General features: G+C 34.9%; 14 protein-coding genes. 8 read left to right on the plus strand and 6 right to left on the minus strand.

The features are described 5' to 3' along the window. Positions 1-46 precede the first annotated feature (46 nt). The gene (locus ACHZK0_RS16040; protein WP_395760666.1) at positions 47-1,243 is read left to right on the plus strand and encodes an MDR family MFS transporter; all 1,197 of its coding nucleotides are present in this window, start codon (positions 47-49) and stop codon (positions 1,241-1,243) included. Positions 1,244-1,325: 82 nt separating this feature from the next. Here ACHZK0_RS16040 and ACHZK0_RS16045 read toward each other — a convergent pair whose 3' ends face one another. Then, a complete protein-coding gene (locus tag ACHZK0_RS16045) occupies positions 1,326-2,240 on the minus strand; it encodes a tetratricopeptide repeat protein (protein ID WP_270607098.1) in 915 nt (304 codons plus the stop codon). A gap of 280 nt (positions 2,241-2,520) precedes the next feature. Here ACHZK0_RS16045 and ACHZK0_RS16050 point away from each other — a divergent pair, with 280 nt between their 5' ends. Together ACHZK0_RS16050 and ACHZK0_RS16055 are read left to right on the plus strand one after the other, a co-directional pair. Continuing rightward, complete coding sequence (locus ACHZK0_RS16050; protein ID WP_270344108.1) at positions 2,521-2,916, plus strand: hypothetical protein; 396 nt, start codon at positions 2,521-2,523, stop codon at positions 2,914-2,916. Between the two features lie 76 nt (positions 2,917-2,992). Next, complete coding sequence (locus ACHZK0_RS16055; RefSeq protein WP_270344109.1) at positions 2,993-3,232, plus strand: DUF3923 family protein; 240 nt, start codon at positions 2,993-2,995, stop codon at positions 3,230-3,232. A 125-nt stretch (positions 3,233-3,357) separates the two neighbouring features. On the opposite strand, the gene ACHZK0_RS16060 is transcribed toward ACHZK0_RS16055, so the two are convergent. From ACHZK0_RS16060 to ACHZK0_RS16075, 4 genes are all read right to left on the minus strand, one after another. Then, a complete protein-coding gene (locus ACHZK0_RS16060; RefSeq protein WP_000938441.1) occupies positions 3,358-3,906 on the minus strand; it encodes a DUF2179 domain-containing protein in 549 nt (182 codons plus the stop codon). Positions 3,907-4,106: 200 nt separating this feature from the next. Then, positions 4,107-4,520, minus strand: coding sequence for an ATP synthase subunit I (locus tag ACHZK0_RS16065; protein WP_000613582.1), 414 nt, complete (start codon positions 4,518-4,520; stop codon positions 4,107-4,109). 52 nt (positions 4,521-4,572) lie between these two features. Next, complete coding sequence (locus tag ACHZK0_RS16070; protein WP_071720708.1) at positions 4,573-5,901, minus strand: hemolysin family protein; 1,329 nt, start codon at positions 5,899-5,901, stop codon at positions 4,573-4,575. A gap of 121 nt (positions 5,902-6,022) precedes the next feature. Further along, entirely contained in the window at positions 6,023-6,430 is a 408-nt protein-coding gene (locus ACHZK0_RS16075; RefSeq protein ID WP_000285637.1) for a MerR family transcriptional regulator, read from the minus strand. Positions 6,431-6,690: 260 nt separating this feature from the next. Between ACHZK0_RS16075 and ACHZK0_RS16080 the strand changes: the two genes are divergently transcribed. The 5 genes from ACHZK0_RS16080 to ACHZK0_RS16100 all read left to right on the plus strand — a co-directional run bounded on the left by ACHZK0_RS16080 (position 6,691) and on the right by ACHZK0_RS16100 (position 11,579). Next, positions 6,691-7,485, plus strand: coding sequence for a glycosyltransferase family 2 protein (locus ACHZK0_RS16080; RefSeq protein WP_262743044.1), 795 nt, complete (start codon positions 6,691-6,693; stop codon positions 7,483-7,485). Between the two features lie 113 nt (positions 7,486-7,598). Further along, positions 7,599-8,366: a glucose-1-phosphate cytidylyltransferase gene (gene rfbF / locus ACHZK0_RS16085; protein WP_262743043.1), complete on the plus strand. Its 768-nt coding sequence runs from the start codon at positions 7,599-7,601 to the stop codon at positions 8,364-8,366. A 1-nt stretch (position 8,367) separates the two neighbouring features. Then, a complete protein-coding gene (gene rfbG / locus ACHZK0_RS16090) occupies positions 8,368-9,423 on the plus strand; it encodes a CDP-glucose 4,6-dehydratase (RefSeq protein WP_395760667.1) in 1,056 nt (351 codons plus the stop codon). A 12-nt stretch (positions 9,424-9,435) separates the two neighbouring features. After that, positions 9,436-10,659: a methyltransferase domain-containing protein gene (locus tag ACHZK0_RS16095; RefSeq protein WP_395760668.1), complete on the plus strand. Its 1,224-nt coding sequence runs from the start codon at positions 9,436-9,438 to the stop codon at positions 10,657-10,659. Continuing rightward, positions 10,656-11,579: an NAD-dependent epimerase/dehydratase family protein gene (locus ACHZK0_RS16100; protein WP_395760669.1), complete on the plus strand. Its 924-nt coding sequence runs from the start codon at positions 10,656-10,658 to the stop codon at positions 11,577-11,579. Before ACHZK0_RS16095 ends, ACHZK0_RS16100 begins: the two co-directional genes overlap by 4 nt. On the opposite strand, the gene ACHZK0_RS16105 is transcribed toward ACHZK0_RS16100, so the two are convergent. Then, entirely contained in the window at positions 11,548-12,333 is a 786-nt protein-coding gene (locus ACHZK0_RS16105; protein WP_395761729.1) for a glycosyltransferase family 2 protein, read from the minus strand. The genes ACHZK0_RS16100 and ACHZK0_RS16105 overlap by 32 nt on opposite strands. Between the last annotated feature and the right edge of the window lie 216 nt (positions 12,334-12,549).

Consider the following 12,549-nt stretch of genomic DNA (forward strand, 5'->3'; position numbering starts at 1 on the left):
TTAACCATCAAATAATTTTATTGGTTACATAGTTAGGAGGAGTTATATGAAAAATTTCTCAATACCAATACGTTTCATGCTTATTTCTTCATTTTTTATGTCTTTCGGGTATTTTGCTGTATACGCATTTTTAGCTATTTATCTATTAACCTTTCTTCATTTTTCAGCTATTCAAGTAGGAACAGTATTGACGGTTATGACAATCACATCACGAGTTATCCCTTTATTCTCAGGATTAATTGCTGACAAAATAGGCTATATCATTATGATGATAGCTGGATTATTTTTAAGAGGAATCGGATTTATCGCTTTAGGAATATGCTCTGATTTCTATACAATTTCTATTTCTTCTGCACTTATTGGCTTCGGAACTGCATTCTACGAACCTGCTGCTCGCGCCATATTCGGCTCACAACCAGCTCATATGAGAAAAAATTTATTTACATATTTAAACCTTAGTTTTAATTGTGGTGCAATAATCGGACCAATTGCAGGAGGGTTCTTACTCTTACTTGATCCAATCTATGCCTTCTCTCTAACAGGATCACTTATGCTGTTATTCGCTTTTATCTTTTACTTACTTAAAAATCACTTCCAAGTCACTACTGAAAACACGTCTATTACATTAGGAATACAGGCTATCTTACAAAACAAGCCTTTTCTTCTGTTTTCATTTATCATGATTTTCTTCTATATTATGTTTACTCAGCTTACTGTCGCACTTCCACTTCATATGAAAAACATTAGTAATAGCAATCAGCTTGCTACACTCGTTATTACGATAAATGCAATAACAGGCGTCATATTTATGGTGTTATTTCGAAAGCTCTTTCACAAATACAACACACTTTCGATTATTAAATACGGTGTTTTATTAATGAGCATTTCCTTTTTACTCATTCCTTTATTTCAACACCCCTACTGGCTATTTATTTGTGTAATTTTATTTACAACCGGTGAAACACTCGTATTACCTAACGCTGATATCGCTATTGCAAATTACAGTAACGAATCGTATACAGCTACTTACTTCGGATTCTATCAACTATCACTTGCATTTGGTTTTATCATCGGTAATTATACGGGTACATCTTTTACATCCAACTTAAACGGAATGTATACACCATGGCTTATTTTCGGCGGAATAGGACTTATTGGTTTTATTTCACTACATATTTTAAATATAAAAAAAGGATTCCCTAAGGAGGATACATGCCTATGTAATGATACGAAACATCTTTAACAAATTTAAGTCGAGATGATACCTTTAGACAAACGACCTATAATAAAAAGATTCGACCATCATATTTGACAGTCGAATTTTTTTATTCTTCATATTCAAGATGATTATGTCTTTTACAACCAAATAAATAACAACCCCCTATATAATCCGTTTCAAATTCCAACCCTGGAACATATCCAGATTTGATACGTTCTATCATTGTTTTATAACAATTATTCTCTTCTGTATATTCCTCAATTAACTCTTTCTTATCTTCTTCTGTCCAGTTTTCTTCTACTTCTTCATTCTGAACATCTTCTATTTCTGCTGTCTTCGCTTCAATAGATTCCCGTATCACTTCATTTATACGGGAGAAATTATTAGCTTTATATAAAGCATAAACAAATCTAACAATCCAATTGGGGCTTTTCCAATCTTCCTTGTATCCCTTTTCAAAACACTCAATTGCTTCGTTATAACAATTCAATTCAACATATAAATCCGCTACATTAATTTCCCCTACAAAATCATCAACTTTCCTGTTAAAAGCATCTAACTTCTCTTTCGCTTCTGTCGTTCGTCCTAAATCAATTAAACATTTTACATAGTTATACATGATATAGTCCGAATCCCCTGCAACTCGCAAGAAAAATTCCGAAGCTTTTTCCAGTTCTCCAAGATTATAATGAGCTACAGCTACATTGTGATATGCTTCATCCGATGGTTGAATCGAAATAGATTTTTGTAGTGCTTCTTTCGCTTCTATCCATTTTTCTTGTTTTATGTAAACGTCCCCTAAGATGTTATAAGGAAAGTATGAGGAAGGATTCAACTTAACAACTTCTTTTATTAATTCAAGAGCTTTATCATTATCCTCTTCCTCATAAAAGTACATCCAAGCAAGATTATTGAGGGATTGTACACCTCTAGATTCGTGTACCGCTCGTTGAAACAGTTCCATCGCTTCCTCATATTCATTTTGTTCAAACATTTCAATTGCCTTCTCGTTAATGTTCAAGTAACTACCTCCGAAGTGAATAAATTCATCTATTTCATATCATTATTGTAAAATACAAAAATTGTAATTTCTATAAAAAAATTTCTTTCTCCTGTCTATATTTCGATTGAAATAGAAGCTAAAACACACGGATTTACAGCGATAAGTAAACTTTTCAATCTCCCTTAATTTGAAAATACAGCCCATTTAAATTTACATATTATGGTACAATCAAGAAAGGTGCTAACTAAACATTTACGTACCTCACTAGCAGCCTAGCAATGCCAAAATCACAAATCACTTGAAATCGAGGGATGTTATGAAAAAGAAATTAATTGTTCTTCTATTCACTGGAATCACATTATCAGGATGTTCAACTATAGTAGAAAATTCTTTAGAAACCGGTAGTGGCAGTATGGAACTATTAACACCAACGATTACAACAAAAGATAATGAATTAGAAATTAAGACTGAAGGTATTGATGAAAATAAAATAACTTTTATTTATGTTGCCAATAAACAAGTATTGGAACAAAAAATAAAGAATGGTGAACCTTACAAACTCAACATTAAAGATATCGAGCATGCTCATAGGACAGATTACAAACCAAAAGTTCAACTTTTGCAAACGAAAGATGATGATAAGGATGGAGAAATGGTAACGTTTAAACAAGTTAGATATACAGTTAAAAACTAATTTTAAAGTTGTTTCATTATAAATACAACGAACGAAAATATACTGTTAACAAAGGGTAAATGTAAGGGGTGCTAATATGAAAAAACGATGGATTTCTTGGTGGATTGGTAACATATTTTGGATTATCCTTTTTGGAGTATGGGCCGCTATTATTTGGCTACGAGATGTTGATGGTGCTGGTGTTACTCAAACACCCGAAATTAAATCCATATCACTTATCGTTTTATTAATCGCGTTTATCATACCGATATTTATTCAAGTTGTGTGGCTAATCATTAATTTGAGGATGAGTAAAAAAAATAATTATACGATTTAGTTTTTCGAATTAACAAATAAATATTTTTCATAAAAAAAAGAGAGGAATCTTTTTCAAACTAGATTCCTCTCTTTTTTATATGGGGGATTATGCCGTACTTTTAAAGCTGCACTATTCCCTTTTCTTTACGATGCATGTTCATCTTTCTTCTTCATTAACGCTCTCTTCTTCATCGCCTTCGTTAAATATCCGCCTTTAAATGAACGGATTTCATAAGAAGACATAAATGCTTTCGGTGCAATTTCATTAATAATTTCTAACAGTTCTTTTTCTCTAGAACGCTTTGCAACGATATCTAAGCGATAGCGGATTGAATTAATACCTTCACCTTCAAATACTGTAACGCCAAATCCAGAGTGACGTAATTCATCTACTAATTCATTACAACGGTCTAGTAAACTAACTTGATACGTAATATAACCAATTGCTAATTTATTCTCTATATAACCGCCTAATAATAGTCCTGTACTAAAGCCAATGACATAGGCAACGATGTTCATCCAATTTGATAAATCTTGAAACACAATACCTAAACTGACAATGTAAATAGCTCCTTCTAACAATCCAACACCAGCAGCGGATCTTGTTTGATTCTTTACAAGCAAAATCGTACGGATTGTCAAAATTGGAACGTAAATAATTTGAAGCACAAAAATAAGTAACGCTTGTAACATTGGTATCCACCTCTTTCAAAAAGTCTTTTGTCATAATAACATACATAACCTTTAGAAATCGATGGCTTTTTAAATTTTTTCACAATATTTTTCATACTATTGAAAAACGTAAAAAAGAAGCGTATTATATTTGTCGTAAATTTGATTCCTTTCATTAGCTCGCTTTAAACACAAAAAGGAACCTCATTAGGCCCCTTTCATCATAGCTCTATGTTTTTCGAAGCATGTTCCCTTTGCTTCTCTTCCTCTTTCACTAACTGTATATTCGCATAGGCTAAATTTGCAATCATTAAAAAGTGACCACCTAAAATGCCTGTACCAAATGCCCACATTTCCATTTCATGCTCAATTTCATACATGATAATGGCTCCTAAAATGGCTGCTGCAAATCGGTTTAAAACTCCTAATCCAGGAGCCTTTTCTTTCATTACGATACTTTTTCCGAGTTTCTCCACTCTGCGAGCTAATAACCAAAGACAATATGCACTTACAGCTAATCCGATACCAAACCCTGTTACTTGTTTTCCAAACGGAGTAATCGTCCACATAAGTAGTAAACCACTAAAGATCACATACAATTGTAATCGATATACACGTAAGGCTGCTTGAATCAAAATATCCGCTCCTAATTTCGCATTTTTTATACGTTAGAAGAAAAGCAGCAACTTACACAGTTGCTGCTTTCTCTTCTTCTTGCTCTTGTTCCATTTTGCGAATTTCAACACGCTTAATTTGGTAAGCGTCTTTTTCTAACACTTTAAATGCATAACCTTCCGCCTCAACATGTTGTCCTTCTTCAATTTCATGATTTTGCATCATAATCCAGCCACCGATTGTATCCACATCGTCTTCTTCAATGTGTAATCCAAACAAGTCTTTCACTTCTGAAATAAGCACTTTTCCATCAACGATTTTATGGTGCTCATTCACATGCTGAATTGGTGGTGCTTCATCTTCATCATATTCGTCACGAATTTCACCGACGATTTCCTCCAAGATGTCTTCAAGCGTTACAATCCCTGCTGTTCCTCCGTACTCATCATATAAAACAGCCATCGGAATTCGCTTCTTCTGCATTTGAAGTAATAAATCGTGAATTGGAGTCGTTTCCATCACTTCAATAATCGGACGCATATACGAGCGAATAGATGATAAATCCTTTTGATCTTCGGTCATATATCGAATAAAGAAATCTTTTACATTGACCATACCGATAATATCATCTTTATCTTCTCCAAAAATCGGATAACGTGTGTATCGCTCATTTTGGATTACTTTCATGTGTTCTTCTACTGAATCTTCCAGGTAGAAACCAACGATTTCTGTTCGCGGTACCATAATCTCTTTTGCAATACGATTATCAAATTCAAAAATGTTATTTACATACTTGTATTCAGCTTGGTTAATTTCGCCGCTTTCATAACTCTCTGAAAGAATAAGGCGTAATTCTTCCTCTGTATGAGCTACTTCATGTTCTGAAGCTGGTTTTAAACCGAATAGACCAGTTACAACACGAGCTGAACCGTTTAATACCCAAATAAACGGATACATGATCTTATAGAACATCATTAACGGTGTTGCCAATAACAACGTTACTTTTTCAGCCTTTTGAATTGCCATCGTTTTCGGAGCTAATTCCCCTACTACAACGTGTAAATACGTCATTAACATAAAAGCAAGACCAAATGTTAATACTGATGAAACAGAAGGATTTAAGTTCCATTTCTCAAATAACGGGTGTAGTAACTTTTCAATTGTCGGTTCACCTAACCAACCTAATCCCATAGCTGTAACTGTAATACCTAATTGACAAGCAGATAAATATTCATCTAAATTTGTTGTTACTTTTTTCGCTGCTAAAGCACCGCGTTTTCCTTCCGCAACAAGCTGATCGATACGACTTGAACGTACCTTTACAATCGCAAACTCTGCTGCTACGAAAAATCCAGTAAATGCGATTAAAATCGCAACCATGACTAAATTAAATATTTCCAATGAATCCCCTTAGTTTAAAAAACTAAGGTGTCCACCTCCTGTATACTATAATGTTTTCTTATTTGTTCATTAGAAAACATAGCCCGATACAAAAATTAAAGAGGTCGGATTTCACTTTTTTCTATAATAATAGAGCAAGTGTCTGTATTAAAGCTGTCGTTTGACCAGATAAAGATTTCGATATTTTTTCACGTTGTGAATCAGTCAATCCATCTAAAAGCGGCTTTAACTCCGTTAACTCTGCTTCTAATCGATGAATATGGTCTGTCACTTCATTCACTTGTTTCGAAACGTGTTCATTGATACCGAGCAGCTTCTTCTTCTCCTCGATTTTCTCTTTAATCTCACAAAGCGGCATATGCATTTCTTTGCACTTCTCAATAAATTGTAATGTCTCAAATGCTGTTTCGTCGTAATAGCGATAATTAGATTGAGATCGCTCCGCTTTTAAGATTCCTAGATTCGTATAATAATCAATCGTTCGTTTCGACACGTGAGCCATGAGAGCCAACTGTCCGATTCGATACACCTTCCCAACGATCTTCCCCCCTTGTTTATATTACTACTATCATACAATACATAAACTGTACAGTCAAACGTGACGGTTTATTATTCATAATTCATACACAATTCTACATACCATTTTAGCGTTTAGTAAATTCACAATCTACATAACATTATTTTTTAACATATATATACTAGGATATAAAAAGAATGAAAGCATAAGTTTCTTTCAACCTTTCTTAATTAAAAACATATGATAATAATATTTAATTAGAATTATTATTTATGCTATCGGAGGAGATTGAAATTACTAAAACTATTATCTCTCACTTTTATAACGAAGAGTATTTATTGCCATGGTGGCTTATGCATCATAAAAAAATATTTGACCATGGCATATTAATTAATAGAGGTTCTACAGATCGTTCCGTTGAGATTTGTAAATTATTTGCTCCCCAATGGGAAGTACGAGATTCAAAATTCCTTGATTTTGATCCCACTAATACTGATATGGAAGTAATGGAAATTGAGCGAGAAGTTTTAGGTTGGAAGATTGTATTAAATACTACAGAATTTCTTTGTTGTAATAATGCAGAAGAATTTTTCTCTTCACTTCATACGCTAGGTCAAAATATGTATGCGATTAGAATGATTGTCATGATTGATAAGCATGATTACAATTATTCAAAACTAAGATATTCTATTCCATTAGTAGAGCAACGATACCACGGTCTTTTTCCTTATAAACCAGAAATCGGATGTGCTTGGCGATTTATACACAACCATCTTGATGGCGCATATTTCCCTGGTAGACACTTTACTCGGCATCATCATATAGTTTATAACTCCCCTTCATTTATTGTTAAATTTTATTTTAGCCCTTGGAACGAACCTACAAGGGCAAGAAAATTACAAATAACACCTACCCTTTCAAAAACAGGTGTTCAAATGGGACTTCAAACTCATTATGGACGGTCCTCTGAGGAACTCGAAACTCGATTTTTAGAGCTTAGTAACATAACACAAGATCTACGTAATCACCCTGAGTATCAACAATTATTCCCTAAATTCAAACCTTAATATTTCTCATCCTCTCATGCTCCACACATTTTACGCACTTAGTCAAAACGAAAACCATTTGCATACAATATGAATACTGTATATATTATAAATTTTTATTTTAGGAGGAAAAAATGAAAGCTGTTATTCTTGCTGGTGGATACGGGACAAGGATTGGGGAAGAAACACATTTAAAACCAAAACCTATGATTGAAATTGGAACAAAACCTATTCTGTGGCACATTATGAGTTTGTATAGCCATTACGGCATTACAGAGTTTATTATTTGCTTAGGCTATAAAGGATATGCAATTAAAGAGTTCTTTCTAAATTACAACCTACACATGTCCGATTTCACGATACATTTAAGCGATAATACAATTACTAACCATTCTCATCGTGTAGAACCGTGGAAAGTTACACTAATCGATACTGGTCTAAATACCGAAACGGGTGGACGTGTTAAGAAAATACAAAATTACGTCGGGGACGAACCTTTCTGCCTCACTTATGGCGATGGATTAAGTAATGTAAATATAAAAGAACTCATTGCATTTCATAAAAAACACGGCAAAACGGCTACTGTTACAGCCGTACAACCTCCTGGTAGATTTGGTTCTCTCGTATTAGATAAACAGTCTGTAACATCTTTTCAAGAAAAGCCACTCGGGGATGGTGGATGGGTTAACGGTGGATTTTTCGTTTTAAATCCTGATGTTTTCAATTACATTAGTGGAGATAAGTCAGTTTTTGAAACAGACACTTTAGTTCAGTTAGTAAACAAAAACAAATTAGCCGCATATCAACATACTGGTTTTTGGCATCCGATGGATACATTGCGCGATAAAAATAAATTAGTCGAGCTATGGGAAAGTAATAACGCTCCGTGGAAGGTTTGGTAATATGTCTTCATCATCTTTTTGGAATAAGAAAAAAGTATTTATTACGGGACATACTGGCTTTAAAGGCTCATGGCTCACCCTTTTTTTAACTTCTTTAGGTGCAGAAGTAGTTGGCTTTTCTTCTCATCCCCCATCCATTCCTAACCTTTTTGAACAAGGTAACATAGCAAAAGAGTGCATAACAATTCATGGCGACATTACAGATTACGATTCTTTATTCCATGCCCTACAGCAACACAACCCTGACATACTATTTCATTTAGCAGCCCAGCCAATCGTCACCACTTCATATAAAAATCCTATCGAAACATTTAAAACGAATGTTTTAGGGACTGTTCACGTATTAGAAGCCGCAAAACAGATAGAAAGTATACGTAGTATCATTAATGTTACAAGTGATAAATGCTATGAAAATGACGGGAGCGGTAACCGGGCATTCGTGGAAAGTGACCGGCTAGGTGGTTTCGACCCTTATAGCGCTAGTAAAGCGTGTGCTGAACTAGTTGCAACTTCCTATCAAAAATCCTTCTTCCGCACTCATACTCAAAAACTTGCCTCAGTAAGAGCAGGTAACGTCATCGGCGGTGGTGATTGGGCAGAAGATCGATTATTCCCAGATGTCATTCGTGCATATTTACAAGATGGTACGTTAAATATTAGAAACAAACACGCTATTCGCCCGTGGCAACACGTATTAGACCCTTTACATGGCTATATCCTTTTAGCTGAGAAGCTGTGGAAAGACGCTGAATATGCAGCAGCGTGGAATTTCGGTCCGATGAATGAACCTAACAGAACCGTTCATGATGTCGTTCAATCTATAATGAAATTATGGAATCGACCACTAACAATCCTTTCTCCTCATACAAACACACCTTATGAATCACCTATCTTAACACTCAATAGTACAAAAGCAATAAATAAACTCGGTTGGACACCTAAGTTATCAACAGACCATTCTATCGCTTGGACCGTTGATTGGTACAAAAAATATGCATCTGGTGAAAATATGAAATCTTTCACGCGACAACAAATCGATGCATTCAAAAATTTATAAGGGGGCTATAAAATGGAACAGAAAAAATGCCGTTTTTGCCACTCATTACTCACAAATACTTTTTTAGATTTAGGAGTTTCCCCTCTCGCTAACTCATTTGTAGCTCCTGAAAACTCATATAAAATGGAACCATTTTATCCGCTGCACACATTTGTTTGTAACTCTTGTTTACTTGTACAATTAGATGAATTTGAATCCCCGCACAATATTTTTCATGACTATTTATACTTCAGTTCTTACTCATCAAGCTGGCTACTACACGCTAAGCAATATGTAGAAATGGCGATTAAGCGTTTTAACTTAACAAACCATTCGAAAGTAATTGAAATTGCGAGTAACGACGGATATTTATTACAATACTTTCAAAAAGAACATATCGAAACACTAGGAATTGAACCGGCAAAAAATGTAGCAGAAATCGCTATCCAAAAAGGAATTCCTACTGAAGTAAATTTTTTTAGCAATAATTTAGCAAAAAAGTTACCGCAAGCAGATTTAATCGTCGCAAATAACGTATTGGCACACGTTCCGAACTTACATGATTTTGTCGCCGGTTTAAAAACGTTATTAAAACAAGATGGCACGATAACAGTTGAATTCCCGCACTTATTAAATCTCATATCATGTAAACAGTTTGATACAATCTACCATGAGCACTTCTCCTATTTCTCACTTATAAGTCTTCAAAAAGTTTTAGCTCATCATCATTTACAAATTGTCGATGTAGAAGAACTTGCAACGCACGGTGGTTCATTGCGTATTTTTATAAACCATCATAATGACTCATCCACTATCCATTCCAATGTTACAAACTTAATCCAAAAAGAAGTAGATCACGGGCTAGATACATTAGATTGCTATCTCCTTTTCTCTAAACACATCGAACAATTGAAAATAAATATTTTAAAATTTTTTATCGAAGCAAAAGCTTTAAGCAAACAAATTATCGGTTACGGTGCTCCTGCTAAAGGAAACACCCTTTTAAATTATTGCGGGATAGGAAAAGAATTTCTAGCTTATACAGTAGATAAAAACCCTCACAAACAAAATCTCCTTCTACCAGGTACCCGCATTCCAATACAATCTCCAGAAGAAATTAAGCGTACAAAACCTGATTACATTCTCATACTTCCTTGGAATTTGAAAGATGAAATTATGAAAGAATGCTCTTTCATTCGTGAATGGGGCGGCAAATTTTTAGTAACGATACCAGAAGTTGAGGTAATTGAGCCATGAAAAAAATCCTTATAACAGGTGGTAGTGGATGGATTGGTAAATATGTTGTAAATTCTCTTATACAAAAGGGCTATGAAGTGCACGCCACTTACAATACAAATAAACCCTCTCACCTTTCTTGTCATTGGCATAAAGTAAACTTACTTTGCGATGAAGAAGTAAAAAAACTCATTTACGACATGAAGCCTAGTCATCTCATTCATTTAGCTTGGGAAGCAGTGCCGCCAGCGTGTTATGTATCTATTCATAATTACTATTGGCTTGCATCCAGCATCTCATTAATTCAACACTTCACAATATGCGGCGGAAAGCGAGTTGTTGTTGCAGGTACTGGCGCAGAATATGAATGGTTTAACGGCGTACTATTTGAAGATTCACCGCTTCTTTCCTATAAAACCCCGTATTCATTATGTAAAAACGCACTACATTCCTGGCTACAATCATACGCTGAGCAAACAGGCCTCAGCATGTGTTGGGGCCGCATTTTCCATATGTATGGCCCTCACGAACAAGGTAATCGGCTCGTTTCTAACATTATCACTTCCTTATTAAAGAATGAGGAAGCACTATGTACACATGGAAAACAATCAAGAGATTTCCTCCATGTGGGTGACGTCGCTGATGCTCTCGTAACAGTATTGGAGCACGACGTTACAGGCACAATCAATATCGCTTCTGGTCAATCTGTACAAATTAAAGAATTAGCTTCTATCATTGCTAAAAAGATAGGAAAAGAACATTTCATTAAACTAGGTGCCATCCCTTTCTCTAAAGATGAACCTTTATTCGTCGGCGTTAATGTAGAGCGTTTAAAAAATGAAGTAAACTGGAAGCCAACATACAATCTAAATACAGGAATCGAAGAAACAATTTTATGGTGGGAATCATTTATAAAAAAGCATAACGATACGCCTCACTAAAACGTAAATCCTTCGCTCCTCTCGCTAAATCCTTATACCATTCTTCTAATTTTTCAGGTGTTATAATATGATGCGTTCCCATTCCCCCATGCTTACTAGCTTCAGAAAGAGTCGGACCAATTTGTAATTTCCGCTTTCTCATCGCATCATTCCACGGACTGAAACCAAACCATGCAATACACGCAAGAGGCGGATAAATCATAGATTCATGCGCAGATAAATGTCTTCCAACCGTATAACTCCCGTGTGCATGATTATGAATAAATCTGCCTCTTCTCCATAACGCCCAGTCTTCTGGCAAATAACCGTGAAATCGCTGCTTCACTAAAGGTATTCCAAAGTTAAGGTCCGGATAATTATAGTTAAGATCATCGACCATAATAAGCCCTTCCAGCCAATACATTCTCCCTCCCAATTCATTCAGTGATTTCCAAAACTGATTTTTATCTTGTACACAAAGAAACTCAGTCGTATTTAAAATCATTTTCCATCCCTTTACTTCTTGTTCTGCCATCATCACCTCATGATCTGTCGCTAGTGCATCAAATTCTGGATTTGCAGAATCTCGCACTTCCCAGTGTGGTGCGAATTTTTTACAAATTTCAACCGAACGATCTGTTGAACCTTTATTAATTAAAATGCCATGATCAAACAGTTTCGTATGATGAGCAAGCCACCACGGTAATAAATATTCTTCGTTATAAAAATGAGAAATAACGGTTGTAGTTATAACAATCTCCTCCTCGTTCTCTATTAATCTACTTTTTCATCCTACTCTTACTATACTTATCAGTTATGTCATTGGTTTCTTTTATTTTAAAAATATGTTTTTCTACCATATACTATGCTTTCTTAGACAACCACCATTTCCATTTTCTAAAGAAACACCCCAATAAACTGAAAATTAAGTTATAATGTCATTATAAAATTATGAAGGAGGAATGCACTCATGTACTACAACACTTCATTC

Origin of the sequence: Bacillus sp. 3G2 (assembly GCF_044324725.1) — a bacterium.
GTDB classification, from domain to species: Bacteria; Bacillota; Bacilli; order Bacillales; family Bacillaceae_G; genus Bacillus_A; species Bacillus_A mobilis.

What these genes read in the sequence shown, in the direction of transcription:
- ACHZK0_RS16040 (WP_395760666.1), top strand. Translation starts at nt 47, where the DNA reads ATGAAAAATTTCTCAATACCAATACGTTTCATGCTTATTTCTTCATTT.
- ACHZK0_RS16055 (WP_270344109.1), top strand. Translation starts at nt 2,993, where the DNA reads ATGAAAAAACGATGGATTTCTTGGTGGATTGGTAACATATTTTGGATT.
- ACHZK0_RS16060 (WP_000938441.1), bottom strand. Translation starts at nt 3,906, where the DNA reads ATGTTACAAGCGTTACTTATTTTTGTGCTTCAAATTATTTACGTTCCA.
- ACHZK0_RS16080 (WP_262743044.1), top strand. Translation starts at nt 6,691, where the DNA reads ATGCTATCGGAGGAGATTGAAATTACTAAAACTATTATCTCTCACTTT.
- rfbF (WP_262743043.1), top strand. Translation starts at nt 7,599, where the DNA reads ATGAAAGCTGTTATTCTTGCTGGTGGATACGGGACAAGGATTGGGGAA.
- rfbG (WP_395760667.1), top strand. Translation starts at nt 8,368, where the DNA reads ATGTCTTCATCATCTTTTTGGAATAAGAAAAAAGTATTTATTACGGGA.
- ACHZK0_RS16095 (WP_395760668.1), top strand. Translation starts at nt 9,436, where the DNA reads ATGGAACAGAAAAAATGCCGTTTTTGCCACTCATTACTCACAAATACT.
- ACHZK0_RS16100 (WP_395760669.1), top strand. Translation starts at nt 10,656, where the DNA reads ATGAAAAAAATCCTTATAACAGGTGGTAGTGGATGGATTGGTAAATAT.